General features: G+C 62.3%; 33 protein-coding genes and 1 pseudogene. 5 read left to right on the top strand and 29 right to left on the bottom strand.

All coding sequences use genetic code 11. The features are described from left to right. Positions 1 to 11: 11 nt before the first annotated feature. The 4 genes from rpsI to ABIB56_RS02430 all read right to left on the bottom strand — a co-directional run bounded on the left by rpsI (position 12) and on the right by ABIB56_RS02430 (position 3,100). On the bottom strand, positions 12 to 512 hold the full coding sequence (gene rpsI, locus ABIB56_RS02445) for a 30S ribosomal protein S9 (protein ID WP_354567260.1): 501 nt from the start codon (positions 510 to 512) through the stop codon (positions 12 to 14). 44 nt (positions 513 to 556) lie between these two features. After that, a complete protein-coding gene (gene rplM, locus ABIB56_RS02440) occupies positions 557 to 1,003 on the bottom strand; it encodes a 50S ribosomal protein L13 (RefSeq protein ID WP_354567259.1) in 447 nt (148 codons plus the stop codon). Positions 1,004 to 1,392: 389 nt separating this feature from the next. Next, entirely contained in the window at positions 1,393 to 2,343 is a 951-nt protein-coding gene (gene truA / locus ABIB56_RS02435; RefSeq protein WP_354567258.1) for a tRNA pseudouridine(38-40) synthase TruA, read from the bottom strand. A 241-nt stretch (positions 2,344 to 2,584) separates the two neighbouring features. Then, a complete protein-coding gene (locus ABIB56_RS02430; protein ID WP_354567257.1) occupies positions 2,585 to 3,100 on the bottom strand; it encodes a hypothetical protein in 516 nt (171 codons plus the stop codon). Between ABIB56_RS02430 and ABIB56_RS02425 the strand changes: the two genes are divergently transcribed. Together ABIB56_RS02425 and ABIB56_RS02420 are read left to right on the top strand one after the other, a co-directional pair. After that, the gene (locus ABIB56_RS02425; protein ID WP_354567256.1) at positions 3,087 to 4,991 is read left to right on the top strand and encodes an acyltransferase family protein; all 1,905 of its coding nucleotides are present in this window, start codon (positions 3,087 to 3,089) and stop codon (positions 4,989 to 4,991) included. The genes ABIB56_RS02430 and ABIB56_RS02425 overlap by 14 nt on opposite strands. A gap of 15 nt (positions 4,992 to 5,006) precedes the next feature. Then, complete coding sequence (locus tag ABIB56_RS02420; protein ID WP_354567255.1) at positions 5,007 to 6,059, top strand: ATP-dependent DNA ligase; 1,053 nt, start codon at positions 5,007 to 5,009, stop codon at positions 6,057 to 6,059. 17 nt (positions 6,060 to 6,076) lie between these two features. Here ABIB56_RS02420 and ABIB56_RS02415 read toward each other — a convergent pair whose 3' ends face one another. Together ABIB56_RS02415 and ABIB56_RS02410 are read right to left on the bottom strand one after the other, a co-directional pair. After that, positions 6,077 to 6,469: a type II toxin-antitoxin system VapC family toxin gene (locus tag ABIB56_RS02415; protein WP_354567254.1), complete on the bottom strand. Its 393-nt coding sequence runs from the start codon at positions 6,467 to 6,469 to the stop codon at positions 6,077 to 6,079. Then, the gene (locus ABIB56_RS02410; RefSeq protein WP_354567253.1) at positions 6,466 to 6,720 is read right to left on the bottom strand and encodes a type II toxin-antitoxin system Phd/YefM family antitoxin; all 255 of its coding nucleotides are present in this window, start codon (positions 6,718 to 6,720) and stop codon (positions 6,466 to 6,468) included. The genes ABIB56_RS02415 and ABIB56_RS02410 overlap by 4 nt, the downstream gene beginning before the upstream one ends. A 116-nt stretch (positions 6,721 to 6,836) precedes the next feature. Between ABIB56_RS02410 and ABIB56_RS02405 the strand changes: the two genes are divergently transcribed. Beyond that, the gene (locus ABIB56_RS02405; protein WP_354567251.1) at positions 6,837 to 7,082 is read left to right on the top strand and encodes a helix-turn-helix domain-containing protein; all 246 of its coding nucleotides are present in this window, start codon (positions 6,837 to 6,839) and stop codon (positions 7,080 to 7,082) included. Positions 7,083 to 7,127: 45 nt separating this feature from the next. Here ABIB56_RS02405 and ABIB56_RS02400 read toward each other — a convergent pair whose 3' ends face one another. Then, the gene (locus ABIB56_RS02400) at positions 7,128 to 7,715 is read right to left on the bottom strand and encodes a TetR family transcriptional regulator (RefSeq protein ID WP_354567250.1); all 588 of its coding nucleotides are present in this window, start codon (positions 7,713 to 7,715) and stop codon (positions 7,128 to 7,130) included. Positions 7,716 to 7,814: 99 nt separating this feature from the next. Here ABIB56_RS02400 and ABIB56_RS02395 point away from each other — a divergent pair, with 99 nt between their 5' ends. Then, positions 7,815 to 8,894, top strand: a complete 1,080-nt coding sequence (locus tag ABIB56_RS02395; protein ID WP_354567249.1) for a saccharopine dehydrogenase family protein — start codon at positions 7,815 to 7,817, stop codon at positions 8,892 to 8,894. Positions 8,895 to 9,053: 159 nt separating this feature from the next. Beyond that, positions 9,054 to 10,052, top strand: a complete 999-nt coding sequence (locus ABIB56_RS02390) for a zinc-binding alcohol dehydrogenase family protein (protein ID WP_354567248.1) — start codon at positions 9,054 to 9,056, stop codon at positions 10,050 to 10,052. A 788-nt stretch (positions 10,053 to 10,840) separates the two neighbouring features. Here the strand turns inward: ABIB56_RS02390 and ligD are convergent. From ligD to rplP, 22 genes and pseudogenes are all read right to left on the bottom strand, one after another. Further along, on the bottom strand, positions 10,841 to 11,869 hold the full coding sequence (gene ligD / locus ABIB56_RS02385; protein ID WP_354567247.1) for a non-homologous end-joining DNA ligase: 1,029 nt from the start codon (positions 11,867 to 11,869) through the stop codon (positions 10,841 to 10,843). 74 nt (positions 11,870 to 11,943) lie between these two features. Further along, entirely contained in the window at positions 11,944 to 12,531 is a 588-nt protein-coding gene (gene rplQ, locus ABIB56_RS02380) for a 50S ribosomal protein L17 (RefSeq protein ID WP_354567246.1), read from the bottom strand. A gap of 49 nt (positions 12,532 to 12,580) precedes the next feature. Beyond that, a complete protein-coding gene (locus ABIB56_RS02375) occupies positions 12,581 to 13,576 on the bottom strand; it encodes a DNA-directed RNA polymerase subunit alpha (RefSeq protein WP_354567245.1) in 996 nt (331 codons plus the stop codon). A 176-nt stretch (positions 13,577 to 13,752) separates the two neighbouring features. After that, entirely contained in the window at positions 13,753 to 14,151 is a 399-nt protein-coding gene (rpsK, locus tag ABIB56_RS02370; protein WP_354567244.1) for a 30S ribosomal protein S11, read from the bottom strand. A gap of 40 nt (positions 14,152 to 14,191) precedes the next feature. Continuing rightward, positions 14,192 to 14,566: a 30S ribosomal protein S13 gene (gene rpsM / locus ABIB56_RS02365; RefSeq protein WP_354567243.1), complete on the bottom strand. Its 375-nt coding sequence runs from the start codon at positions 14,564 to 14,566 to the stop codon at positions 14,192 to 14,194. Positions 14,567 to 14,785: 219 nt separating this feature from the next. After that, entirely contained in the window at positions 14,786 to 14,902 is a 117-nt protein-coding gene (gene rpmJ / locus ABIB56_RS02360) for a 50S ribosomal protein L36 (protein WP_185201699.1), read from the bottom strand. Positions 14,903 to 14,998: 96 nt separating this feature from the next. Further along, complete coding sequence (gene infA / locus ABIB56_RS02355; RefSeq protein ID WP_055811571.1) at positions 14,999 to 15,220, bottom strand: translation initiation factor IF-1; 222 nt, start codon at positions 15,218 to 15,220, stop codon at positions 14,999 to 15,001. A gap of 201 nt (positions 15,221 to 15,421) precedes the next feature. After that, positions 15,422 to 16,252 (bottom strand): type I methionyl aminopeptidase, encoded by an 831-nt coding sequence (map, locus tag ABIB56_RS02350; protein ID WP_354567242.1) that lies wholly within the window; start codon positions 16,250 to 16,252, stop codon positions 15,422 to 15,424. Next, a complete protein-coding gene (locus tag ABIB56_RS02345) occupies positions 16,253 to 16,840 on the bottom strand; it encodes an adenylate kinase (protein ID WP_354567241.1) in 588 nt (195 codons plus the stop codon). It lies immediately after the preceding gene. After that, positions 16,837 to 18,162 carry a preprotein translocase subunit SecY gene (gene secY, locus ABIB56_RS02340; RefSeq protein ID WP_354567239.1) on the bottom strand — a complete coding sequence of 442 codons (1,326 nt, stop codon included), beginning with the start codon at positions 18,160 to 18,162 and terminating at the stop codon, positions 16,837 to 16,839. The genes ABIB56_RS02345 and secY overlap by 4 nt, the downstream gene beginning before the upstream one ends. Before the next feature lie 106 nt (positions 18,163 to 18,268). Next, positions 18,269 to 19,048, bottom strand: coding sequence for a 50S ribosomal protein L15 (rplO, locus tag ABIB56_RS02335; protein WP_354567238.1), 780 nt, complete (start codon positions 19,046 to 19,048; stop codon positions 18,269 to 18,271). Further along, positions 19,048 to 19,233 (bottom strand): 50S ribosomal protein L30, encoded by a 186-nt coding sequence (gene rpmD / locus ABIB56_RS02330; RefSeq protein ID WP_354567237.1) that lies wholly within the window; start codon positions 19,231 to 19,233, stop codon positions 19,048 to 19,050. The genes rplO and rpmD overlap by 1 nt, the downstream gene beginning before the upstream one ends. Next, on the bottom strand, positions 19,233 to 19,910 hold the full coding sequence (rpsE, locus tag ABIB56_RS02325) for a 30S ribosomal protein S5 (protein ID WP_354567236.1): 678 nt from the start codon (positions 19,908 to 19,910) through the stop codon (positions 19,233 to 19,235). Before rpsE ends, rpmD begins: the two co-directional genes overlap by 1 nt. Positions 19,911 to 19,951: 41 nt before the next feature. Continuing rightward, positions 19,952 to 20,323, bottom strand: coding sequence for a 50S ribosomal protein L18 (gene rplR / locus ABIB56_RS02320; RefSeq protein ID WP_354567235.1), 372 nt, complete (start codon positions 20,321 to 20,323; stop codon positions 19,952 to 19,954). A gap of 2 nt (positions 20,324 to 20,325) precedes the next feature. Then, complete coding sequence (gene rplF / locus ABIB56_RS02315) at positions 20,326 to 20,862, bottom strand: 50S ribosomal protein L6 (protein WP_354567234.1); 537 nt, start codon at positions 20,860 to 20,862, stop codon at positions 20,326 to 20,328. A gap of 6 nt (positions 20,863 to 20,868) precedes the next feature. Continuing rightward, positions 20,869 to 21,267 (bottom strand): 30S ribosomal protein S8, encoded by a 399-nt coding sequence (gene rpsH, locus ABIB56_RS02310; protein ID WP_354567233.1) that lies wholly within the window; start codon positions 21,265 to 21,267, stop codon positions 20,869 to 20,871. A gap of 78 nt (positions 21,268 to 21,345) precedes the next feature. After that, positions 21,346 to 21,957 (bottom strand): 50S ribosomal protein L5, encoded by a 612-nt coding sequence (rplE, locus tag ABIB56_RS02305; protein WP_354567232.1) that lies wholly within the window; start codon positions 21,955 to 21,957, stop codon positions 21,346 to 21,348. Between the two features lie 137 nt (positions 21,958 to 22,094). Next, positions 22,095 to 22,430: pseudogene (gene rplX, locus ABIB56_RS02300) on the bottom strand (50S ribosomal protein L24); the annotation flags it as partial. 2 nt (positions 22,431 to 22,432) lie between these two features. After that, positions 22,433 to 22,801, bottom strand: coding sequence for a 50S ribosomal protein L14 (gene rplN, locus ABIB56_RS02295; protein ID WP_354567231.1), 369 nt, complete (start codon positions 22,799 to 22,801; stop codon positions 22,433 to 22,435). A 33-nt stretch (positions 22,802 to 22,834) separates the two neighbouring features. Beyond that, positions 22,835 to 23,128: a 30S ribosomal protein S17 gene (gene rpsQ / locus ABIB56_RS02290; protein WP_354567229.1), complete on the bottom strand. Its 294-nt coding sequence runs from the start codon at positions 23,126 to 23,128 to the stop codon at positions 22,835 to 22,837. A gap of 2 nt (positions 23,129 to 23,130) precedes the next feature. Further along, positions 23,131 to 23,475 (bottom strand): 50S ribosomal protein L29, encoded by a 345-nt coding sequence (rpmC, locus tag ABIB56_RS02285; RefSeq protein WP_354567228.1) that lies wholly within the window; start codon positions 23,473 to 23,475, stop codon positions 23,131 to 23,133. Next, positions 23,475 to 23,894, bottom strand: coding sequence for a 50S ribosomal protein L16 (gene rplP, locus ABIB56_RS02280; RefSeq protein WP_354567227.1), 420 nt, complete (start codon positions 23,892 to 23,894; stop codon positions 23,475 to 23,477). Before rplP ends, rpmC begins: the two co-directional genes overlap by 1 nt. Position 23,895: the final 1 nt, after the last annotated feature.

The raw sequence follows: 23,895 nt of genomic DNA, 5'->3' as shown, positions 1-23,895 counted from the left end.
GGAAGTGCTGGTTAGCGCTTCGAGAACTGCGGAGCCTTACGTGCCTTCTTGAGTCCAGCCTTCTTGCGCTCCTTGACGCGAGCGTCGCGGCTCAGGAAGCCAGCCTTTTTGAGGGAGGCACGGTTGTTCTCTTCGTCGATCTGGTTCAGCGAGCGAGCGATGCCGAGACGCAACGCGCCGGCCTGGCCGGAGGGGCCACCACCGGTGATGCGGGCGATCACGTCGTAGCTGCCGAGCAGGTCGAGCACCTTGAACGGGTCGTTGATCAGCTGCTGGTGCAGCTTGTTGGGGAAGTAGTCCGCGAGTTCGCGGCCGTTGACCACGAAGTTGCCGGAGCCGGGAACGATGCGCACGCGGGCGATGGCCTGCTTGCGGCGACCGACGGCCGCGCCGGGAACGTTGAGTACAGCGCGGGGCGTCTTGACGGCCGCCTCGGGGGCACTCTCAGTGGAGTACGACTCGACTACGGCTTCGCCGGCCGTGTCGGAAATGGAATCTTCGATCTTCGCCATTGTGGGAATCCTTATGTCTTAAGTCTGCAGAGTCTAGGTGCGCGCTACTGCGCGACCTGGCCGAAAGTGTAGGTCTTGGGCTGCTGGGCAGCGTGGGGGTGCTCGGCGCCGGCGTAGACCTTGAGCTTCGTGAGCTGTGCACGACCGATGGAGTTCTTGGGGAGCATGCCGCGAACAGCCTTCTCGACGGCGCGAGTTGGGTGCTTGTCGAGCAGTTCGACGTAGGTCATCGAACTCAGGCCTCCCGGATAACCGGAGTGGCTGTACGCCTTCTTCTGCGCGAGCTTCGCACCGGTGAGGGCGACCTTCTCTGCGTTGATGATGATGACGAAGTCGCCCATGTCCATGTGGGGGGCGAAGGTGGCCTTGTGCTTGCCGCGCAGCAGAACGGCTGCGTGGCTGGCGAGGCGACCGAGAACGATGTCGGTTGCGTCGATGATGACCCAGTCACGCTGGACATCGTCGGGCTTGGGAGAAAAGGTGCGCGTCACAGTGGTACTGCTTTCTTGTCGAAATGAGGCGTTCGTGAATCCCACTCCGATGGGTGTTCCGCGAGGAAATACTCGAGGGAACGCTGCCGGTGGAGGGCTCAAGTTCGGATGCCGCACAACGTCAGCGCAGGCACCAAGGGTCAAGGCTAGTCCACCGAGACCGACTCGGTCAAACGTCGTCGTCGGTGAATGCAGGTTCTAGGACTCGCAGCCTAAGTTTTCGGGTCAGACTGCGAGCCTGCCTAGTGGCCAAGGGTAGATTCGGGTTACCCAGGGGTCAGCGACTGGCCAGGTATCCACGCCGACAGAAGTACCTCTGTTTACTTGCCGACGGAGGTCCTGAACCGAGTTGTCGCCTCCCATGGAGAAGACATACCTAAATGGCAGAACTATGACGCGGATTCTGGAACGTTTTCGCGCGTCGAGGCGGCGGCATCCGCGAAGGCACGCCGTGCGCGTGTCTGGATGGCGCGAGGTCCGAGTTCCGAATCCTCCGGATACCCCACCTCGACGAGCACGAGGCCCTTGGCCGGCATGACCTTGAACTCGCTGGTGCGCTCGAGTTCGTCACGCACGATCACCAGCCTGTCGACCTCGAGCTTGTGCTGCCCGGCGGCGATGCTGGCGCCAACCAGAGATCGCACCATGCTGTGGCAGAAAGCGTCGGCTTTGACATGGGCGACGAGCACGCCATCGGGCTCCCTCGTCCAAAAGAACTCCTCCAGGGTGCGGATTGTGGTGGCGCCGATGCGCGGTTTGCAGTAAGCCGCCCAGTCGTGCAGGCCGAGAAGCGATTCGGCGGCCTGGTTCATGAGGTCCAGGTCGAGCCGTGCCGGATACCAGAGCGTGCGGTTGCGCTCTAGCGGATTCCGCGGACCGGCGTTGTCGGCGACCCGGTATTGGTAACGACGCCAGATGGCGGAGAAGCGCGCGTCGAATCCCTCGGGGGCGAGGGATGCGCGAGTGACGTAGATGTCGGACTCGAGACTGAGGATGCCGTTGATCCGTCGTGCGAGAGTGGCGGCGGTGTCGAAGATGGCCTTGGGCGCGGATGATTTGCCTCGCGGCCGCGCGAGACTCCTGATCTCTTTCTCGCTGAGGTCGAGATGCGCCACCTGGCCGACAGCGTGAACGCCGGCGTCGGTGCGTCCGGCGACGGTCAAGGTCGGCGGTTCTGAGGATCGGCTGAAGATCGTTTCTAGGGCTGCTTCGAGATCGCCCTGCACCGTGCGGAGTTCCGGCTGCCGCATCCAGCCGTTGAAGTCGCCACCGTCGTAGGCGATGTCGAGACGGATGCGGGTCGCCGCCCGTTCGTCCGTCACCAGGTCATCCGCCGCCACGCACCGAGTCTATTGGCGCCGATTCTCAATTCGCGCTGCATCGAGGCTCGTGACACAACTCGAGAGACGCAGGAGGTCGAGGTCCATCTCGAGCCCAAGGAAGTGCCCGCGACCGACGGACATCGTGGGCGATATCGATGCAGATCTCGACATCATCAGGATGCTCATCGGGGTGGAATGTGGCAACCCAGTGACACAATCAGCAGGGCCGGACGACCTATTCCACCAAGTAGTGACTAATTCACCTTCCTCCAACTCGGTCATTGGTCCGGCTTCGAATCACTGTGATGCACCACGGCGACAACTCGATGTAACTCGCCAAATCCCGATCGCACTCACATCCCGGTGACATGCCACGCGCGGACCGGGTTCTTGCGATATTGGCGCCGATCCGATGAACCGCCGCCGTCAAGTTGACCTCAGCCGCGGACCCCACGAAACTCAGATGGCCGACAATGAATTCTTCCTCTCCCCAACGCCCGAAAAAGACGACCGCAGCTGCGCGGAAGTCAGCGGAAGCGACTCCGGTTGGGAGCGGGCCTGCGACAGGGGCGAAAAAGAAGCCGACATCCGCGCCCCAGAAAGCCCCGGCATCCGCACCCTCGAAGAAACCGACGGCACCGACGAAACGACCGACGGCGACTCCGAAGAAAGCTCCCTCGCCCGCATCGGTATCGAGGTCGGCGCCGGTGAAGAAAAGTGCTGCTGCACCACAGTCGGTCGCGGCAGCCAAGCCCGCAGCCGTGGCGATTCGCACTCCCCCGACGCTGCCTCCCACCCAACCGGCGGCAACATCCTCTCCGTCCAGGGTTCCCGGGCTCGACGGTCTGCGCGCGATCGCGGTGAGTGCCGTGATCCTGTTCCACCTGACTCCCGGATTCCTGCCCGGCGGCTACATCGGCGTCGATATCTTTTTCGTGATCAGCGGATTCCTCATCACAGGGCTCCTCGTGCGCGAGCGAGCGACTACCGGAGGCATTCGACTCGGCCATTTCTGGCGACGCCGCGCCAGGCGGCTGCTGCCGGCACTCGGCATCCTGCTGCTGGCCTGCTGTACTGCGGCGTGGCTTATCGGCGGTGACGTGCTGGTGCACCTCGGCCGGCAGGTGCTCGGCGCAGTGACCTTCAGCAGCAACTGGCTCTCGATAGCCGTCGGTCAGAGCTACTTCGACGAGGCATCCCCCGAGCTGTTCCGCAATCTATGGTCGCTCGCCGTCGAAGAGCAGTTCTACTTGGTCTGGCCGCTGCTGGTCCTCGTGCTGGTGGTCATCCGCCTGCGCTGGCTGCGACTGGCGATCGTCAGCCTCATCGCCGTCGCCTCTGCGGTGTCGATGGCCGTGATCCAGGCTCCGGGCGGGGATGCGACCCGTGTGTACTACGGCACTGACACCCACAGCTTCGGGCTGGCCATCGGCGCGGTGCTGGCTCTGGCGATTCATCCGTGGTCGACCTCCGCCATTGCGAAAGCGGTGCGCGTGCGCTGGTTGTGGCCGCTGCTGGGGGGCCTCTCGGTGCTCGGCCTGGCTACCATCGCCGCGCTGCTGCCGGCCGATGACGCGCTCGTCTACGAGGGCGGCCTCGTGCTGGTCGCGATCCTGACCGCGATCGCGATCCTCGGTTCGATCGGGCCCCGGTCCTGGCTCGGCCGGGTTCTCGATCTGGCACCGCTGCGCTGGATCGGCGAGCGCTCGTACGGCCTCTACCTCTGGCATTGGCCAGTGTTCATCCTGATACTCGCTGCCCTGCCAGGGTGGCAGCGCACAAGCCTCTCGGGTTGGGCTCTCGGCGGTGCCGCGCTCGTGATCACGGTGCTGGCGGCGGCGCTCTCCTACCGTTTCGTCGAACAACCGATCCGCCATGCAGGGGTCCGTGCAACTCTCCGCTCCTGGTTCGGCTCGGGAGTCAGGATCGCCGTATCGACAGTCGCAGTGCTCCTGGTGTTCACATCGGGAACCGCCACCTGGGCTGCTATCTCCGACGATCCTGGCGAGACCGCGGCGCAACTCTCCATCGAGCAGGGGCAACACGTGATCTCGTCGCCAGCTCCGACTCTCACGCCCAGCCCGGATGCCGATGGCGGGCCGTTGACACCTGGTGCGCGCCCACAGTCTGCTCTGCCCGGAGGGGACCAGATCACCGCGATCGGCGACTCGGTCATGCTCGCCTCCGCACCAGGGTTGCAGGCAGGCTTCCCCGGCATCCAGATCGATGCCGTGGTTTCGCGACAGCTCTCCTCTGCGCCGGAGCTTCTGCAGCAGCTCGATGATGCGGGAACGCTCAGATCGACGCTGATCATCGGTCTGGGGACGAACGGACCCATCCAACGAGCCGCACTCGACCACATCCGCAGCATCATCGGCTCGCAACACCAGATTGTCGTCGTCAACGTACAGGCCCCTCGCGGCTGGACCGACGGGGTCAACGTCACCCTCGCCCAGTTCGCCCAGCGCTACCGCAATGTGGAGCTCGCCAACTGGAAAGACGCAATTGCTGGCCATCTCAACCTGCTTTCCCGCGACCAGATCCATCCCGGCACACCGGGCGGCTTGATCTATGTGGGGGCTGTGAGGGATGCCCTGCAGCGCCTCGCGGAACTTCCCCCGGTTCTCGGCCCCAACGACTACGGGCTCGCGCCGACGCCGCTCTAGGAGCAGTATCGAGGCATGGACCTCGGCCCCGACACCCCCATCAGCCCCATGCTCGCGAAGGTGATGCCGACCGTCCCGGAGCCCGACAGCATCGCCGGAGGCCTCAGCTACGAGCCCAAGTGGGACGGATTCCGGGCGATCGTCTACTTCGACGGCCACGACATCCAGATCGGTAGTCGCGGTTCGAAGCCGCTGACGCGCTACTTTCCCGAACTGGTGGCGACGCTCACCGACCAGCTGCCGCACGCTTGCGTGTTGGACGGCGAGATCGTGGTGCGGGTCGGGAACCCGGGTCACGAGCACCTCGATTGGGAGGCGCTGTCGCAGCGCATTCACCCCGCCGAGGGCCGCATCGCGAAGCTCTCCGTCGACGCCCCCGCCGCCTTCGTCGCCTTCGACCTCCTGGCCGAGAAGGATCGATCGCTGCTGGATGACTCGTTCGAATCGCGTCGATCGGCACTGGAGACGTTGCTCGCCGACGCCGCGGCTCCCCTACATATGACCCAGGTGACCCGTGACGTCGAACTCGCCAGGCGCTGGCTGGTCGAGTTCGAGGGAGCGGGTCTGGATGGCGTGGTCTCGAAACCTCTGGCCGCCGCCTACTCCCCCGGCAAACGGATCATGTTCAAGACGAAGCACGCCAGAACAGCGGATGTCGTGCTGCTCGGCTATCGCGTGCACAAGAGCGGCATCGGCGTCGGCTCGCTGCTGCTCGGCCTCTACGACGCGAACGGAGAACTGCAGAATGTGGGCGGGGCATCCGCCTTCACGGATGCCAGGCGGCTCGAGCTCGTCGATGAACTCGCTCCACTGGTCGTCACCGACGAGTCGGGAAGGGCCGTCACGGGGGAACGGGAACGCACCCGGTTCTCGGCGGGAAAGGACATGAGCTTCGTGCAGCTGGAGCCCTCACGCGTCATCGAAGTGCGCTACGACCAGATGGAGGGTATGCGCTTCCGGCATTCGGCGCAGTTCTTCCGATGGCGGCCGGATCGTGATGCGCGCTCCTGCACCTTCGAGCAGCTCGACCGTCCCATCGCCTACGATCTCGGGGACGTGCTGGCTTAGGTGAAGGGCTCGCGCGTTCAGCTGTGGAGAACATCCACAGCGATGCCGCCCGATACTGCAGCGAGTCGGTTGTCGTTCGTCCATAGCTCGTCGCACAGCGTGAGCTGCGTGGTGGCGAGGTGAAGCGCGTCAGGGGTTCGGAGGCCGTGACGTGCACGAAGCTCCGCAGCACGGAGAAAGACTTCGACATCCTGTTCGAGGGTCTGAAATTGTTCGAATGCTCTCGTATAGTGATCGCGCAGGTTCAGATTGTCGGATTTGAGCGCACCTACAAGGCATTCCAACATCACCAGTGGACTGATCGCGACAACAGATGAGCCTGCCTGAACAAGCCGCTGGCGAACTCGGTCGCCGCGCTCGTCGTTGCCCTCCACTGCGTAGATCACAATGCATGAATCAAGGTAGATCATTGCCATCCATCGCGTTCGTCAGCGATCTGTTGGTCCAGTTCGGCTGGCGTTCTCGTGGCCGATGCTGAAATTCGATGCCCATCCAGCCAGCGCGCCACAGTTTCGCCGGTGTTCCTGGCCGAATCCGCAATCGGCACAAGACGAACAATCGGCTTGCCCCGCTTGGCAATGACCACGTCGACCCCTGCTTGCGCCTGGGACACGAGTTTGGAGAGGGTATTGCGGGCGTCGAGTATGTTGATCGGTTCCATCGAAATCTTTCTGGCTAGATTATCTAGCCAGAATACGCTCATCGTGATCGTTCGCCACGATCACCGCTGTCAGCTCTCCATACGATTCTTCACACTCGTGTCTCCTAAGGGGGCGTTTGAGAAAACGGACCTTGGCCTACGCTAAGCGATTTTCGGGGGTCACCATCGAACGCACCCGAGCCGGACTCGAAGCCGCCCGCAAAATCGGACGCCCACCCGGCCGGAAACGCCTCATGACCGATCGCAAAATCGCTGCAGCGAAGCAGCTCCTCGCCCAGGGCGCCTCCGCCACCGATGTCGCCCATAACCTTGGCGTCTCGATCCCGACGCTCTACCGGTGGATCCCCGCCACCGACCGTTAACAGAAAACGGAGCCTCAGTACGCTACCCACGTCCACAATATTGGCTCAGCGTAGTTCAATCTCCGTTTTTTCAAACGACCCAAACAGCGCCAGTGGTGCGAGTGAGGCGTCAAGTTGTCGTTCGAACGGAATTACGTCGGCCTCCCGTAGCGCGCGAACATATGCGTTCCGGAAGATCTCTGCAGCCACGACCCCAAGAATCTGTGCTTCCTCGCTTGAGTTCCCACGTCGGAAGAGGCCGTTGGTGATGGATGTTGCAAAGGCAGCCATCTTGGTGCGCTCGCGCTCACGGAGCTCGGAGCTGCTGTCGATGAGTTGCTGCCGAAAAGCCTGAGCGTTCCGATCTTGTAGAAGGAAATTCCCAATCTCTGACAGGGTGCGAAAAATCGCATCCCGAGCAGCGATTTCGGCAGGAAAATTGGCAAGCATTTCCTCGACGATCGCCGGCAGCTTCTCCGATCCGCTGAAGAGTACTTCGCGTTTGTCTGGAAAGTAGCGAAAAAAAGACCGGCGGGTGAGACCGGCACGATCCGTGATTTCTGCGATCGTAACCGAGTCGAAGCCGCGCTCCTCGAAGAGCTCGAAGGCTGCCGCCCTCAGGCGTAGTTCGGCATCGGGACTCCATCGCGGCATAGATCCCAACCTACCTTGATGGCATTGTGTGTCGTAAGATTACTAATGACAACACATGGTGTCATCAGGGTTGGCCGTGAACGTGCAAAGGAACGACAGATGAGTGATGTGAGAAGCCAAGAAATCTGGATTCTGGGTGCCACTGGCCGGGTGGGGAGGAGTCTGGCTAATGGACTCACCTCTGCCGGTGTGCAGAATATCGTGCTGGTTGGCAGGTCGGCGGAGCGTCTCGAATCGGTTATCCCGAAAGTGACCGGAGCGGCGACGGTGAAGGTGCTGGCAGGATTCGATGAGATTCTCACCGCTGTGCGGGAGGAGAATCCACTGGTGGTGGTGAATCTGCTTGGTTCCTACGGTGAAACGGCCATCCCGCTTGCCGAGGCGTGTATGCCGAACGGTTCTTACGTCGATCTCGCTGTTGACATCGAAACGGTTTCAGCGATTCTCGCGCTCCACAGCGTAGCCGTCGCCTCGGGGAGCAGCGTGATCACGGGGGCGGGATTCGGTGTCCTTGCTACAGAAGCGTTGGTCGTCCGGATGTGCGCGAATAGGCCGACCCCTGAAAGAGTGCAGATCGATGCCCTCGCCTCTTACGCTTCGGAGGAGGGCGTCATGGGTGAGGCCTTCGCGGTAACGTCCGTCGATGTGATCACCACCGGAGGGCGGGTCTATCGTGACGGTCGCCTCGTCGCCATTCCGCTCGGCTCAAATCTTCGGAAGCACGAGCTCCCTGATGGCACCGCGATCACATCAGCGGCGGTCCCCTCTGCCGAGCTGGTTGCCGCTCACAATGCAAGTGGAGCGCCCAACGTGGAGTTCACGTCCGGGCTTGCTCCGACGGCGCCGCTTCTGCGGGCGATGCTTCCTCTGATGTCCCGGCTTCTCACCCTCCCCGCGATGCGCCGAATGATGATCCGACAGATGGCTGCCAGTAAAACGAAAGCGGCACCTGCTGCCCGCCCTCACTCCTGGGGTCACGCGGTCATCGAGTGGGCGGGCGGCAGCAGGCACGAGGGCTGGCTCCGCGCGGACGATGCAATGGAGTACACCTCCCAGGTTCTGTCGGTCGTCATTGATGAGTTCACCCACGGAACAGCTCCTCGGGGGGCCTTTACGCCCGCTGCCGCGTTTGGGGCCAACATCGCCGTCGACGCTGGCGCAACGTTTATAGACGCATAAACGAAGAGTCCAAACACAGTCGGCCTCGATTCCGATTGTCGGAGTCGTCACCGAAAATAAGATTTGAAAGGGACGCAAATGCCAATATCAGAGAAAGATCCCGAGCGCGGAGATGAACACTCTGCCCTGTGGCTGAGGTCCAGAACAGGATCATTTCGGGTGGGCGACGCACCGGTCTGGGTCCCGTCCGAGGGTGAAGTTATCGTTCGCGCTCGAGCGGTAGCAGTCAACGAGATCGATGCCATCGCTGGCGTGGTTCGCCAGTTCGTACTTCCGTGGCTGCACTATCCAACGGTCCTAGGTTCTGATGTTGCGGGAGAGGTAGTCGCTATTGGTCCATCGGTCAGTTCTCTCGCCATCGGTGATCGGGTAGTCGGATATGCCGTCGGGGTCGAGCAAAACCGTAACGATCCCGCCGAGGGAGCCTTTCAAACTCACGTGAAACTCCCCTCCCACATGTGCGCGCGGATCCCCAAGTCGATGTCTTTCCAGGAGGCATGCGTTCTTCCGCTAGCCCTCACAACTGCCGCTGCCGGACTGTTCGAGAAAGAACATCTCTCCCTCGAACTTCCCACGGCCGAAATCCGACCGCGTAATGAGACGGTACTCATTTTCGGAGGCGCTACGAGCGTCGGGATGAATGCCATTCAGCTGGCCCGCAACGCGGGGTACTCCGTCCTAGCCACAGCATCCGCCACGAACTTTTCCCTGTTGGAAGGTCTCGGCGCCGGCGTGCTGGTTGATTACCACGAACCGGATTTTGTTGAACAGATCATTGGCCATCTTTCCGGAGGCCAGCTCGCCGGAACTTTGGCGGTCGCGAATGGCTCGTTGCGCGACGCGATCACGGTGAACGCATCAGATGGGGTTTCGGGAACACGGCGGATTGCGTCGGCGCACCCCACACCCGCGACCCGGATCCGCGGCGCACTCGCTCGCCGACGACAGATTCAGGTGTCCGCTATTTGGGGTGGCAGCCCCAAAGACACCTTCGTCGGCCCGGCAATGTGGAACGCATTCCTTCCCGACGCACTCGCAAATGGACGCTACACTCCCGCACCCCCATTCGAGATCGCCGGACATGGACTCCAAGCAATCCCTCCAGCGCTCGCCCGCGTACGGAAAGGGGTCCGCGCAAAAAAGATCATCATCATGTAACTCCCAGCACCATGTTCGGGATCATGATCCACACGCTGAACAGCAATGTCCTTCCGGCAATTCTTCCTTAATCGGGCCCTCCAACACCGATACTTGCCCTCTCAGCCATCTGCTTGGTGCACCCGGGCCAGTCGGCATCGCCTGCACTTCGTCAATTCTGCCTGTTGGCGTCGGCGCAGTTCCAAGCCGCCAGCATCCGACGCTCCCAAACAGCAGACGGCACGCCTGGATTCCAACTAAAGGCGCTGTTTCCCGTTGCATTAACGAGGGACAACCGGGCGACCCGCCACGATCGATCCCTGCCAGGACGCGACACATTGTTTCCTCGGTATTTGCTTCGCCAGCATTCGAACTCGCTGTCGCTCGTGTAGCGAAGATCGCTGGAATCTAAGCAGTTTGATATGGCTCCCCCCTGAGCCTGGTTTCCATCATTTTTTCTTCCAATGGGAGGCCGGGATGGGGTCCAGAGTAGAGGTGTTCGCGAGTATCCACCCTCACGCACGGATCGAAGGGATATCCGTTCGGAGATTGCCCGGCGTTTAGCAACTAGTCAATATTGCCCAGATAGAACGAGAAATCACCCAGGGCTCGAGACCGCTAGACGGTGCTCATCGAGAGACACCCGACTCGAACGTCGCCCACCATATGGATGTCTCGATCGCCGCCCTCTACCAGTGGATCCTTGCCTCGCCACCGATCGGTGAAAGGAAAACGGAGCCCAAACCACGCTAATCAGGTCCCAGAAATTCGCCTAACTTAGGTCAAGCTCCGTTTTCTCAAACGTCCCCCTAAGCCTCCGGCACCTTGCGTGCGCGGCTCGGCTGCACGCGAGGCGGCTCACCGGGCATCTTCGGAAAGTCCGGAGGGAAGGGAAGCTCGCCGAGGCCGGCCGCGACATCTCTCTCCCACCAGCCGAGCAGTTCGTCGATACGGCCAGGCTTCGCCTGCATCCCAGCCCACGGATCCCCGACCGTGTGCAGGCGGTCGGGAACCGTCAGCACCGTGAAATCCTGCGGAGTGATCTTCTCCAGTTCGTCCCACTCGATCGGACAGGAGACGGGAGCTCCGGCAATCGCTCGGGGACTGTAGGCGCCAGCCATTGTCCTGTCTCGGTTCGCCTGGTTGAAGTCGACGAAGATCCGCTCACCACGTTCCTCCTTCCACCAGGCCGTCGTGACCTTCTGCGGCATCCGCCGTTCCAGTTCACGAGCTGCGGCGATCACCGCATGCCGCACGTCCAGGAACTCTCGGACGGGTTCGATGGGCGCGAAGACATGCAGACCACGGTTTCCCGAGGTCTTGATGAACGCGCTGAGGCCGACCTCATCGAGCAGCGACCTCAGCTCGATCGCCGCCGGAATGGCGTCGTCGAAGGATGTTCCCGGCTGCGGGTCGAGGTCGATGCGCAACTGGTCCGGGTTGTCAGGGTCGGATGCCAGCGACGGCCACGGATGGAAGACCACCGTGTTCATCTGCGCCGCCCACACCGCTGCGGCCGGCTCATCGATGACGAGCTGCGGATGCGACCGCCCGCTCGGATAGGTCACCGCCACCGCGCGCACGTACTCCGGCGTTCCCTTCGGCGGGTTCTTCGAAAAGAACTGCTCCCCGTTGATGCCGTCGGAGAAACGCTGCAGTGACACCGGACGGTTCCCGTTCGCCGCGACGAAAGCATCGCCGACCTCGACGAGGTAGCGTGCGAGATCGAGCTTGGTGATGCCGTCCTCCGGCCACAGCACGCGGCTCGGGCTCGAAATCCGCACCTCACGATCGCCGTGCGGACCACCGACTGTCAGGACTGTCGCTTCGCTTGCCATGGCCTCAACCTACCGGCGCGCGCTTAAATGCGTAATGGCCCCGTCGAAACGGGGCCATTACGAACGATCAGAGACTACTTGTCGTCTGCCTTCTCGGCATCTGCGGCGGCATCCTCTTGAGGAGCCTCTTCTGCGGGTGCGTCGCCCGCTGGGGTTTCCTCGGCCGCGACCTCTGCGGTCTCAGCGTCGATAGCCTCAGCCTGCTCGGCGGACTCGACGGGGGCAGCCGCTTCCTCGGCGGGCTCTTCCTTGGCAACCGGAGTGGATGCGGCCGAAGCCTTGGCATTCTTCGGCTTCGGTTTCACGGGCTCGAGAACGAGTTCGATCTGCACCATCGAGGCGTTGTCGCCCTTGCGGAAGCCGAGCTTCGTGATGCGGGTGTAACCGCCGTCACGGTTCTCGACCAGCGGCGCGATCTCGGTGAAGAGTTCGTGCACGATGTTCTTGTCGCCGATCACGGCCAGCACACGACGACGCGCGTGCAGGTCACCGCGCTTGGCGAACGTGATGAGCCGCTCGGCGACCGGACGCAGGCGCTTGGCCTTGGTCTCGGTCGTCTTGATGCTCTTGTGGGTAAACAGGGCAGCCGCGAGGTTCGCAAGCATGAGGCGCTCGTGCGCCGGTCCACCGCCGAGGCGTGGTCCCTTAGTTGGTGCAGCCATTAGTTAATCTCCAGATGTGGATGGAAGTCGAGGTGTCGCGAACGACGCTCTAGTTGGTCTCTTCGGCGTCGTCGTACCCGCTGTAGAAGTGAGCGCCATCGAATCCAGGAACGGTGTCCTTGAGCGACAGGCCGAGCTCCACGAGCTTGTCCTTGACCTCGTCCACAGACTTCTGTCCGAAGTTGCGGATGTTCATGAGCTGGGTCTCCGACAGGGCGACCAGTTCGCTCACGGTGTTGATGCCCTCGCGCTTGAGGCAGTTGTAGCTGCGCACAGACAGGTCGAGGTCCTCGATCGGCATGCTCAGCTCGGAGGAGAGAACGGCGTCGACAGGAGCCGGACCGATCTCGATGCCCTCGGCGGCGGAGTTGAGCTCGCGCGCCAGACCAAACAGTTCGGTCAGGGTGCGACCGGCTGAGGCGATGGCGTCGCGGGGCGTGATCGCATTCTTGGTCTCGACATCGACCACGAGGCGGTCGAAGTCGGTACGCTCACCGGCACGAGTTGCCTCGACGCGGTAAGTGACCTTGAGCACTGGCGAGTAGATCGAGTCGATCGGAATCTGGCCGGCTTCGCTGAACTCGCTGCGGTTCTGCGTTGCCGAGACATAGCCGCGGCCACGCTCGATGGTCAGCTCTAGTTCGAACTTCGCCTTGTCGTTGAGCGTCGCGATGACCAGCTCAGGGTTGTGGATCTCCACACCGGCGGGTGCCGAGATGTCGGCCGCGGTGACCTGGCCTGAGCCCTGCTTGCGCAGGTAGGCGGTGATCGGCTCGTCGTGCTCGCTGGAGACGACGAGGCCCTTGATGTTCAGGATGATCTCGGTGACATCTTCCTTCACACCCGCGACGGTGCTGAACTCGTGCAGCACGCCGTCGATGCGGATGCTGGTGACAGCAGCGCCGGGAATGGAGGAGAGCAGGGTACGACGGAGAGAGTTTCCGAGGGTGTAGCCGAAGCCAGGTTCGAGCGGCTCGATGATGAACCGCGAACGGAACTCGGAGATGTTCTCTTCGTTAAGAGTTGGACGCTGTGCAATAAGCACTGTTGATTCCTTTCGGCGAAGTGTCCGCTATTTGACACTTGTGCGTTCGACAGGTGGCTGGCCCGCCGGTCTATTGAATTGTGTTCGTGGTGAAGATTCAAACCGCGGATCGAATCTGCCGAAATTCACTCCGATATGGTCGGAGCGATTTCGACAGGCTCAATCCATGAAAAGTGTTATACGCGGCGGCGCTTGGGCTGGCGTACCCCGTTGTGCGCCTGAGGGGTGACGTCGTTGATCGAGCCGACCTCGAGGCCGGCGGCCTGCAGGGAGCGGATCGCGGTCTCGCGACCTGAACCCGGTCCCTTGACGAAGACGTCGACCTTCTTGACGCCGTGCTCCTGCGCCTGGCGCGCAGCGGACTCGGCGGAAAGCTGCGCCGCGAATGGCGTGGACTTACGCGAGCCCTTGAAGCCGACGGTGCCGGACGACGCCCAGCTCAGCACGGCACCGGTGGGATCGGTGATCGTCACGATGGTGTTGTTGAACGTCGACTTGATATGGGCCTGGCCCACGGCGACGTTCTTCTTCTCTTTACGACGCGGCTTACGAGCGGCCGATTTTGGTGCTGCCATTGTTTTCTCCTAAAACGTGTGGCGATACGAGCAGTGCTCGCTATCGGGCCTTCTTCTTGCCTGCGACGGTGCGCTTCGGTCCCTTGCGGGTACGAGCGTTGGTTTTGGTGCGCTGTCCGTGAACCGGAAGTCCACGACGGTGACGGATGCCCTGGTAGCTGCCGATCTCGACCTTGCGGCGGATGTCGGCGGCGACCTCGCGACGGAGGTCACCCTCTACCTTGAAGTTTCCTTCGACGTAGTCGCGGAGCGCGATGAGCTGGTCATCGGTCAGATCCTTGACGCGGATCTCGCCGCTGATGTCGGTGTCGGCGAGGGCTTTGAGCGCCCTCGTACGGCCAACACCGTAGATGTAGGTCAATGCGACCTCGACGCGCTTATCGCGCGGGATGTCGACTCCTGCTAGACGAGCCATTGTGGCTTCTCCTGTTGATGAGTGGAGGTCTGTAGCAGATCCTGTGCAGTGGCCTCCAACCACTGGTGTCCCCCTGGGCGACTAATCGCCGCGGGTTCTGGAACTGCTATCGAGCTTCTGTATTCAGTTGTTTCGTTCCCCGAGCCTGTCGCGCTCCTGAGTCTGTCGAAGGGATACTTCGACGAACTCAGCGCTTCGACAGGCTCAGCGACCGAAGTCCTAGCCCTGGCGCTGCTTGTGGCGCGGGTTGTTCTTGCAGATCACCATCACGTTGCCGTTACGACGGATAACGCGGCAGTGCTCACACATCGGCTTGACGCTGGGTGCAACCTTCATTGTTTTCTTCTTTCGCTGTCTTCGTACCGTTTCGACCCGGAGTTACCCCGTCGAAATCGGCCGTTACTTTCCAGCAGCTCGTGTTCCTGAGTGGAACTACTTGTAGCGGTAGACGATCCGACCGCGGGTCAGGTCGTAAGGACTCAGCTCTACGATCACGCGGTCCTCAGGAAGGATGCGGATGTAGTGCTGGCGCATCTTGCCCGAAATGTGGGCAAGAACACGGTGGCCGTTAGTCAACTCAACGCGAAACATTGCGTTGGGCAGAGCTTCGACTACTGCGCCTTCGATCTCGATGACACCGTCTTTTTTGGCCATAGCCTCTTCGTCGCTAAAAGTATTGATTGCTGGTCGTGCGGTTGGATTGTGGTGAACTGCGACTACTCGGCGAAGTAAATCGCGTTCGGCACGCTGAAAAGCACGCCAAAACAGGCAGCAGACACCAAAGATCAATCTTATGGGATATCCGGGCGTTTCGCCAACTCGCGTCTATACTGCTGCTCTGCTGCGAGCGAACCGTTAAGGAATCGGAACGGGCACGACGCCGAGCGACGCCAGGCCGGCTGCGCCACCGTCTTCGGCGGTGAGCACCCAGATGCCGCCGGGATGCACGGCCACCGAGTGCTCCCAGTGCGCAGCTGCTGTGCCGTCGACCGTTGCGACGGTCCACTCGTCCTCGCGCGTGAAGGTCTCGATGCCCCCGATGGTCACCATCGGCTCGATCGCCACGACCAGGCCGGGCTTCACCTGCGGACCTCGATCGCGGACGCGGTAGTTGAAGACCGGCGGCTCCTCGTGCATCGAGCGACCGATGCCGTGGCCGACATAGTCTTCGAGGATTCCGTAGCTCCCCTGCGATTCGATGTAGCCCTCGATGGCGTCACCGATGTGGTTGAGGTGGGTCACGCTGGCCAGTGCGGCGATGCCGCGCCAGAGCGATTGCTCAGCGACATCCGCAAGCTTCTGGCGTTCGGCCACCAGCTCAGGTCGCGATGCATCGGGGACGACGACACTGATGGCGGCGTCCCCGTTCCAGCCGCCGATCTCGGCGCCGCTGTCGATCGAAACGATGTCGCCTGGCTCGAGGACGCGCGCCCCGGGGATACCGTGCACCACATCGTCGTTCACTGAGGTGCAAATCGTGTGCCGATAGCCCGGTTCCTTCATAAAGTTGGGCACGCCGCCAAGATCACGGATGGTCTTCTCGGCGATCGCATCGAGCTCGAGAGTCGTCACCCCAGGCCGAATCGCCGCGCGCACAGCTGCGAGCGAGGCGGCCGTTGCACGACCGGGCGCGAGCATCGACCGGAGTTCGGCCGGCGACTTGTAGATGTTCCTGCGAAAAGCCACTCAGGCCGCTGGCGCGATTCCGCGATCGTCGAGAGCATCCGAGATGCGAGAGCTGACCTCGTCGATGTCGCCGAGACCGTCGACCTCAATGAGGAGATCCCAGTCGCGATAGACGGCGATGAGCGGCGTGGTCTCGCGAGCGTAGACCTGCTGGCGGTGACGGATGGCCTCCTCCGAGTCATCCACGCGACCCTGCTCGATCGCACGCTTGCGGAGCCTCGCGACAACCTCCTCCTGGTCTGCGGCCAACTGGATGACAGCATCAAGGTGCTGGCCCTTTGACTTGAGGAGACGGTCGAGATAGTCGACCTGCTCGAGCGTGCGGGGATAGCCGTCGAGCAGAAAACCTGCGAGGGCGTCCTCCTCTTCGAGACGGCTCTTCACGAGCTCGTTGGTCAGCGAGTCGGGAACGTAGTCGCCCGCGTCAACGATGGCCTTGACCTTCATACCGAGCGGCGTCTCATCCGCGATGTTCTTGCGAAAGATGTCGCCCGTCGCGATCGCGGGAATCGAGTAGCTGGAGGAGAGCCGAGCCGACTGCGTACCCTTACCAGCGCCCGGAGGACCGACGATAAGGAGGCGGGTCACCGGAGGAGGCCCTCGTAGTGACGCTGTTGCAGCTGTGAGTCGATCTGCTTCACGGTTTCGAGACCGACACCGACGATGATCAGGATGCTGGCGCCACCGAACGGGAAGTTCTGGTTGGCACCGAACAGGCCAAGGGCGATCAGCGGCACGAGGGCGATGATTCCGAGGTAGAGCGAGCCGGGGAGGGTCACTCGCGTGAGCACATAGTCCAGGTACTCGGCGGTCGGACGACCGGCACGGATGCCCGGGATGAACCCTCCGTACTTCTTCATGTTGTCGGCCACTTCCTCCGGATTGAAGGTGATGGCGACGTAGAAGTAGGTGAATCCGACGATGAGCAGGAAGTACAACAGCATGTACAGCGGGTTGTCGCCGGTACGCAGGTTGTCAGAGATCCAGGTGACCCATGGAGCGGGAGATTTGCCCGCGGCGGGCTGGTTGAACTGCGCGATGAGAGCGGGCAGATAGAGAAGCGACGAGGCGAAGATCACCGGCACGACACCGGCCATATTGACCTTGATCGGGATGTAGGTGTTGTTGCCGCCGTAGGTTCGACGGCCCACCATTCGCTTGGCATACTGTACGGGTATTCGTCGCTGCGATTGCTCCACGAATACGACGAGTGCCATGATCACGATTCCCATCGCGATGACGAAGAGGAAGGTCTCGAAGTTCTTCGACTCCTTGATCGCCCAGAGCGAGCCGGGGAAGCGGGCTGCGATGGAGGTGAAGATGAGGATCGACATTCCGTTACCGATGCCGCGCTCGGTGATGAGTTCACCCATCCACATGATGAGGCCGGTGCCGGCCGTCATCGTGATGACCATGAGCAGGATGGCGTACCAGGAGGAGTTGGTGATGAGCGCCGAGCAGGCGGGCGTTCCGGATGAGGTGGGGAACAGCGCGCCGCTTCGTGCGACGGTGATCAGGGTGGTCGACTGCAGCACACCGAGCGCGATGGTGAGGTAGCGGGTGTACTGCGTCAGGCGGGCCTGACCGGACTGGCCCTCTTTGTAGAGGGTGTCGAAGTGCGGGATGACCACGCGCAGCAGTTGCACGATGATCGAGGCCGTGATGTACGGCATGATCCCGAGGGCGAATACCGAGAGCTGCAGGAGTGCGCCACCGCTGAAGAGGTTGACAAGCTCGTAGAGACCCGAGGTACCTGAGTTGGCCGCGAGGCACTGTTGCACGTTAGCGAAGTCGACGAACGGAGCCGGGATGAATGACCCTAGCCTGAACAGGGCGATCAGCGCGAGCGTAAAGCCGATCTTCTTTCGAAGGTCGGGGGTGCGGAAAATCCGCGCTACGGCTCTGAACACGAGGCCTCCTGGTTGAACTCTGTCGGGCAAAGCAGGTGGCCCTTTCGGGCCACCACGGTGACTACGCGACGAAGTCGACCGGGCGCCGAAAGGCGCCCGGAAGACTTCAGTTTACGGAGCCGCCCGCTGCAACGATCTTTTGCTCAGCCGAGCCAGAGACCTTGTCAACGGCAACGTTCAGCTTAACCGCAATGTCACCCTGCCCGAGAACCTTGACCTTCTCGTTCTTGCGTACTGCTCCCTTGGCGACGAGATCACTGATCGTGACATCCCCACCCCTGGGATAGAGCTCGACGAGCTTCTCCAGGTTGACCACCTGGTACTCGACGCGGAACGGGTTCGTGAAGCCGCGAAGCTTCGGGGTGCGCATGATGCTGTTCAGGTTTCCACCCTCAAGCCCTACGCGAACCTGGTAACGAGCCTTCGTACCCTTGGTACCACGACCCGCGGTCTTGCCCTTGGATCCTTCACCACGACCGACACGGGTGCGGTCTTTCTTCGCACCGGCAGCCGGACGGAGGTGATGCATCTTGAGCACCTGGGGACGCGCCCCGGCGACAGGCTTTGCAGCCTTCTTCGCAGGAGCGGCCTTGGTGGTGCTGGTGGGCGTCGACGCGGCAGCGGAGTCGTCTGACTTCGCCGCAGCAGCCTTCGGAGCGGCAGCCTTCGGAGCGGCAGCCTTCGCCGGTGCCTTGGCGGCAGGAGCCTTCGCGGTGGCCGGCTTGGCAGCGGCCTTGGCCGGAGCCTTGGCGGTCGCTGCAGCCTTGGTAGTCGCAGCAGCCTTCGCGGGCGCCTTGGCGGCAGCAGACTTCGGAGCGGCGGCCTTGGCGGCCGGCGCCTTCTTCTCTGCTGGCTTCGCATCTTTGTTTGGCACTGTGTCAGCCATTAGTCAATCTCCTCGACCTTCACCAGGTGAGCGACGGTGCGAACGTAGCCGCGGTTCTGCGAGGTATCCTCGCGAACAACGACGTCGCCGATGCGCTTGAGGCCGAGGCTCCGAAGCGTGTCGCGCTGGTTCTGCTTCTCACTAATTTTGGACTTGATCTGGGTTACCTTCAGGCGACCGGCCATCAGACACCTGCCTTCGCTGTAGCTGCGCTGGACGCGTCAGCCTGGGCGCGTAGGAGGCGCGCGGGCGCGACATCCTCGAGCGAGAGGCCACGACGTGCGGCGACCGCGCTCGGCTCCTCCAACTGCTTGAGGGCAGCGACGGTTGCGTGCACGATGTTGATCGTGTTCGACGAGCCGAGCGACTTGCTCAGGACGTCGTGGATGCCTGCGCACTCGAGTACGGCACGCACCGGGCCGCCGGCGATAACACCGGTACCAGCGGATGCCGGACGCAGCAGCACGACACCGGCCGCGGCCTCGCCCTGGACGGGGTGCGGAATCGTGACTCCGACGCGGGGAACGCGGAAGAAGTTCTTCTTCGCTTCCTCGACGCCCTTGGAGATCGCGGTCGGCACCTCGCGGGCCTTGCCGTAACCAACGCCGACCAGTCCGTTACCGTCTCCGACGACGACGAGCGCGGTGAAGCTGAAGCGACGACCACCCTTGACGACCTTGGAAACGCGGTTGATGGTGACAACGCGCTCAAGGAACTGGCTCTTCTCAGAGTCACGGCTCCCACGCTGCTGGTTGGGGTTGCGCTCACGACCACCGCGGCGGGCCTCACGAGGCTCGTTGGCTGCGGGCTCGGTTGCGGCTGCAGTCTCGACGACCTCGACGGTCGGCTCTGCTTCGGCCACGTTCGGCTCCTTGCTTGCGTTGCTTGTGTTAGTTGTGTCGCTCACAGGTCCAGTCCACCCTCTCGAGCTCCCTCGGCGATGGCAGCGACGCGTCCCGCGTACTTGCTACCACCACGATCGAATACGACGGCCTCGATACCGGCCTTCTTTGCACGCTCCGCGACGAGTTCGCCGACCTTGCGGGCCTTGGCGGTCTTGTCACCATCGAAGGTGCGCAGGTCGGCCTCGAGGGTCGACGCCGACGCCAGGGTGAAACCCTTGCTGTCGTCGACGACCTGCACGAAGACGTGACGGGCCGAACGGGTGACCACCAGGCGCGGACGCACCTCGGTGCCCACGATCTTCTTGCGAAGACGTGCGTGCCGACGGCCTTTGGCGGCCGACTTGCTTGTGCCTCTAGTTCCGAGAGCCATGATTACTTACCACTCTTTCCGGCCTTGCGGCGGACTACTTCGCCTGCGTAGCGAACGCCCTTGCCCTTATAAGGCTCAGGCTTACGCAGCTTCCGAATGTTGGCGGCGACCTCACCGACGGCCTGCTTGTCGATGCCGTGCACCGTCAGCTTGTTGTTGCCTTCGACGGCAAAGCTGATGCCTGCGGGGGGATCGACCGTGATCGAGTGCGAGAAACCAAGGGCGAACTCGAGCGAGCTGCCTTTCGCCTGCACACGATAACCGGTTCCGACGATCTCGAGGCCTTTGGAGTAGCCGTCGGTGACGCCGATGATCTGGTTGGCGATCAGCGTGCGGGTGAGGCCGTGGAGCGAACGCGACTCGCGCTCGTCATCCGGGCGGCTCACGAGCAGCTGGCCATCCTCGAGCTTGACCTGGATCGGGCTCGGAACGGTGAGCGCGAGCTCGCCCTTCGGACCCTTGACGGCGATAGCGGAACCATCGACCGTGACGGTGACCCCCGAAGGGACCTCAATGGGAAGACGTCCAATACGTGACATGACTGGCTACCACACGTAGGCGAGGACTTCCCCACCCACGCCCTTCTTCGAAGCCTGGCGATCCGTGAGGAGCCCAGAAGAGGTCGACAGGATGGCGACGCCGAGACCGCCGAGAACGCGAGGGATCTCGGTCGACTTTGCGTACACGCGGAGGCCGGGCTTCGAGACGCGCTTGATTCCAGCGATGGAGCGCTCGCGATTGGGGCCGTATTTGAGGTCGAGGACCAGGGTCTTGCCGACGCGGGCATCCTCAACCTTCCAACCGCCGATGTAACCCTCGGTCTTGAGGATCTCGGCGATGTGGGATTTGAGCTTGCTGCTCGGCATGGACACGGTGTCGTGGTAGGCCGAGTTCGCGTTGCGCAGTCTGGTCAGCAGGTCCGCGACCGGATCTGTCATTGTCATGATGGTGGTGCCTTCCTCACCCGGTTTCGACATCCTGTACAAGAATGCCGACCTGTGTGATCGGTGATGCGTTGGTTGTTAGGCGGGGGTGTTCTCTGCGTTGCGGAACGGGAAGCCGAGCGCCTTGAGCAGCGCGCGACCCTCGTCGTCGTTCTTCGCAGTGGTGACGACAGTGATGTCGAAACCACGAACACGATCGATGCGGTCCTGGTCGATCTCATGGAACATCGACTGCTCCGTGAGACCGAAGGTGTAGTTGCCGTGGCCGTCGAACTGCTTGTCACTCAGGCCGCGGAAGTCGCGGATGCGGGGAAGCGCGAGCGAGAGCAGACGGTCGAGGAACTCCCATGCGCGGTCACCGCGGAGGGTGACGTGGGCGCCGATCGGCTGGCCTTCACGCAGCTTGAACTGCGCGATCGACTTGCGAGCCGCAGTGACCTGCGGCTTCTGTCCGGTGATCGCGGTGAGGTCTTTGACGGCGCCATCGATGATCTTGCCATCGCGGGCAGCCTCGCCGACACCGGTGTTCACGACAATCTTCACGAGTCCGGGCACCTGATGCACGTTCGTGAAGCCAAAGTCTTTGGTCAGCTGCGCTGAGATCTCGGTCTTGTACTTCTGCTTGAGGCGCGGCTGGCCTGCTTTGATTGGAGCAGTGCCAGCCGACGCTGCGGTTGCAGTGTCAGTCATAGTTACTCGGCGTCCTTCTCAGTTGCCTTGGATGCGGTCTTGGCCTTCGGCGCGGCTTTCGCCTTCGGTGCGGCGTCTTTCGCGTCGCTGGCCTTGCTGTCGGTCTTGCTGTCGGTCTTCTTCACCGGGATGCGGCGCGAGGTCTTGAAGTAGCGCTCACGCACCGCCTTGCCGCGGTCATCCGTCGTCACGGTGAAACCGACGCGAGCCGGCTGCTTGGTGTCGGGGTCGACGACCTGCACGTTGGAAACGTGGATGGGAGCCTCGTGAGTCTCGATGCCACCGGTCTTCGTGCCGCGCTGGGTCTGTCCAACGCGGACGTGCTTGGTGACGAAGTTGAGGCCCTCGACGACAACGCGGTTCTTCTCCACGATGACCTCGAGAACGCGCCCCTGCTTGCCACGGTCGCCGCCGCGTGCCTGACTGCGGCCGCTAATCAGCTGGACGAGATCGCCCTTTTTGATGTTCGCCATGACTAAATGACCTCCGGTGCCAGCGAGATGATCTTCATGAACTTCTTGTCGCGGAGTTCGCGACCGACCGGTCCGAAGATACGGGTACCACGAGGGTCGCCGTCAGCCTTGAGGATGACAGCGGCGTTCTCGTCGAACTTGATGTATGAGCCGTCCGTGCGACGGGTCTCCTTCTTGGTGCGAACGATGACCGCCTTGACGACATCACCTTTCTTGACGTTACCGCCAGGGATCGCATCCTTGACCGTGGCGACGATGACGTCGCCAAGGCCGGCGTAGCGACGGCCGGAGCCACCGAGTACGCGAATCGTGAGCAGCTCTTTGGCGCCGGTGTTGTCGGCGACCTTGAGCCTGGATTCCTGCTGAAGCATTTGGTTTGTCCTTTATCGAAGCAAGCGCGCGGCTTACTTAGCCTTCTCGAGGATCTCGACCAGACGCCAGCGCTTGGTGGCGCTGAGGGGGCGGGTCTCACTGATGATGACGAGGTCGCCGACACCGGCCGTGTTGGCCTCGTCGTGCGCCTTCACCTTGGAGGTGCGGCGGATGACCTTGCCGTACAGCGGGTGCTTTACGCGGTCCTCGACCTCGACGACGATGGTCTTCTCCATCTTGTCGCTGGTGACATAGCCACGGCGGGTCTTGCGGTAGCCGCGGTCAAGTTCGACCTTCTCAGCCACTTTCTCTTCGGCTTTAGCCATGACTAGGCCTCCTTCGTCTCTGCAGTGCTAGCTTGACCCGCGGACTCGGGAGTCGCGTCAGCAGCATCCGTCGTCTTCTTGGTCTTCTTGGCGGCAGCCTTCGGAGCTACCTCGACCGGAGCGGGAGTCGCACGGATGCCCAGCTCGCGCTCACGGATAACCGTGTAGATGCGAGCGATGTCACGCTTCACAGCGCGCAGGCGACCGTGGCTTTCCAGCTGGCCGGTGGCCGACTGGAAGCGCAGGTTGAACAGCTCTTCCTTGGCCTTTTTGAGTTCGTCGACGAGTCTCTCGTCTTCAAAAGTGTCGAGCTCGACGGGGGCGAGCTCCTTGGAACCGATCGCCATTATGCGTCACCCTCCTCGCGCTTGATGATGCGTGCCTTGAGAGGCAGTTTGTGAATGGCGCGAGTCAGTGCCTCGCGCGCTACGGTTTCGTCTACGCCGGCGAGCTCGAAGAGCACGCGACCCGGCTTGACGTTGGCAATCCACCACTCCGGCGAACCCTTACCGGAACCCATGCGGGTTTCAGCAGGCTTCTTAGTGAGCGGGCGGTCGGGGTAGATGTTGATCCACACCTTTCCACCACGTTTGATGTGACGTGTCATCGCGATACGAGCAGCCTCGATCTGGCGGTTGGTGACGTATGCGGGCGTGATGGCCTGAATGCCGTACTCGCCGAACGTGACCGTGGTACCGCCGGTCGCCTGGCCGGTGCGGCCAGGGTGGTGCTGCTTGCGGTGCTTAACTCTGCGGGGAATCAACATG

Source organism: Glaciihabitans sp. UYNi722 (assembly GCF_040549465.1).
Classification (GTDB): Bacteria; Actinomycetota; Actinomycetes; order Actinomycetales; family Microbacteriaceae; genus Lacisediminihabitans.
This window is presented reverse-complemented; position numbering and strand designations above follow the sequence as displayed.

What these genes read in the sequence shown, in the direction of transcription:
- rpsI (WP_354567260.1), bottom strand. Translation starts at nt 512, where the DNA reads ATGGCGAAGATCGAAGATTCCATTTCCGACACGGCCGGCGAAGCCGTA.
- ABIB56_RS02420 (WP_354567255.1), top strand. Translation starts at nt 5,007, where the DNA reads ATGGACCTCGGCCCCGACACCCCCATCAGCCCCATGCTCGCGAAGGTG.
- ABIB56_RS02415 (WP_354567254.1), bottom strand. Translation starts at nt 6,469, where the DNA reads ATGATCTACCTTGATTCATGCATTGTGATCTACGCAGTGGAGGGCAAC.
- ABIB56_RS02410 (WP_354567253.1), bottom strand. Translation starts at nt 6,720, where the DNA reads ATGGAACCGATCAACATACTCGACGCCCGCAATACCCTCTCCAAACTC.
- ABIB56_RS02400 (WP_354567250.1), bottom strand. Translation starts at nt 7,715, where the DNA reads ATGCCGCGATGGAGTCCCGATGCCGAACTACGCCTGAGGGCGGCAGCC.
- ABIB56_RS02395 (WP_354567249.1), top strand. Translation starts at nt 7,815, where the DNA reads ATGAGTGATGTGAGAAGCCAAGAAATCTGGATTCTGGGTGCCACTGGC.
- ligD (WP_354567247.1), bottom strand. Translation starts at nt 11,869, where the DNA reads ATGGCAAGCGAAGCGACAGTCCTGACAGTCGGTGGTCCGCACGGCGAT.
- rplQ (WP_354567246.1), bottom strand. Translation starts at nt 12,531, where the DNA reads ATGGCTGCACCAACTAAGGGACCACGCCTCGGCGGTGGACCGGCGCAC.
- rpsK (WP_354567244.1), bottom strand. Translation starts at nt 14,151, where the DNA reads ATGGCAGCACCAAAATCGGCCGCTCGTAAGCCGCGTCGTAAAGAGAAG.
- rpsM (WP_354567243.1), bottom strand. Translation starts at nt 14,566, where the DNA reads ATGGCTCGTCTAGCAGGAGTCGACATCCCGCGCGATAAGCGCGTCGAG.
- rpmJ (WP_185201699.1), bottom strand. Translation starts at nt 14,902, where the DNA reads ATGAAGGTTGCACCCAGCGTCAAGCCGATGTGTGAGCACTGCCGCGTT.
- infA (WP_055811571.1), bottom strand. Translation starts at nt 15,220, where the DNA reads ATGGCCAAAAAAGACGGTGTCATCGAGATCGAAGGCGCAGTAGTCGAA.
- rplO (WP_354567238.1), bottom strand. Translation starts at nt 19,048, where the DNA reads ATGGCTGACACAGTGCCAAACAAAGATGCGAAGCCAGCAGAGAAGAAG.
- rpmD (WP_354567237.1), bottom strand. Translation starts at nt 19,233, where the DNA reads ATGGCCGGTCGCCTGAAGGTAACCCAGATCAAGTCCAAAATTAGTGAG.
- rplR (WP_354567235.1), bottom strand. Translation starts at nt 20,323, where the DNA reads ATGGCTCTCGGAACTAGAGGCACAAGCAAGTCGGCCGCCAAAGGCCGT.
- rplF (WP_354567234.1), bottom strand. Translation starts at nt 20,862, where the DNA reads ATGTCACGTATTGGACGTCTTCCCATTGAGGTCCCTTCGGGGGTCACC.
- rpsH (WP_354567233.1), bottom strand. Translation starts at nt 21,267, where the DNA reads ATGACAATGACAGATCCGGTCGCGGACCTGCTGACCAGACTGCGCAAC.
- rplE (WP_354567232.1), bottom strand. Translation starts at nt 21,957, where the DNA reads ATGACTGACACTGCAACCGCAGCGTCGGCTGGCACTGCTCCAATCAAA.
- rplN (WP_354567231.1), bottom strand. Translation starts at nt 22,801, where the DNA reads ATGCTTCAGCAGGAATCCAGGCTCAAGGTCGCCGACAACACCGGCGCC.
- rpsQ (WP_354567229.1), bottom strand. Translation starts at nt 23,128, where the DNA reads ATGGCTAAAGCCGAAGAGAAAGTGGCTGAGAAGGTCGAACTTGACCGC.
- rpmC (WP_354567228.1), bottom strand. Translation starts at nt 23,475, where the DNA reads ATGGCGATCGGTTCCAAGGAGCTCGCCCCCGTCGAGCTCGACACTTTT.
- rplP (WP_354567227.1), bottom strand. Translation starts at nt 23,894, where the DNA reads ATGTTGATTCCCCGCAGAGTTAAGCACCGCAAGCAGCACCACCCTGGC.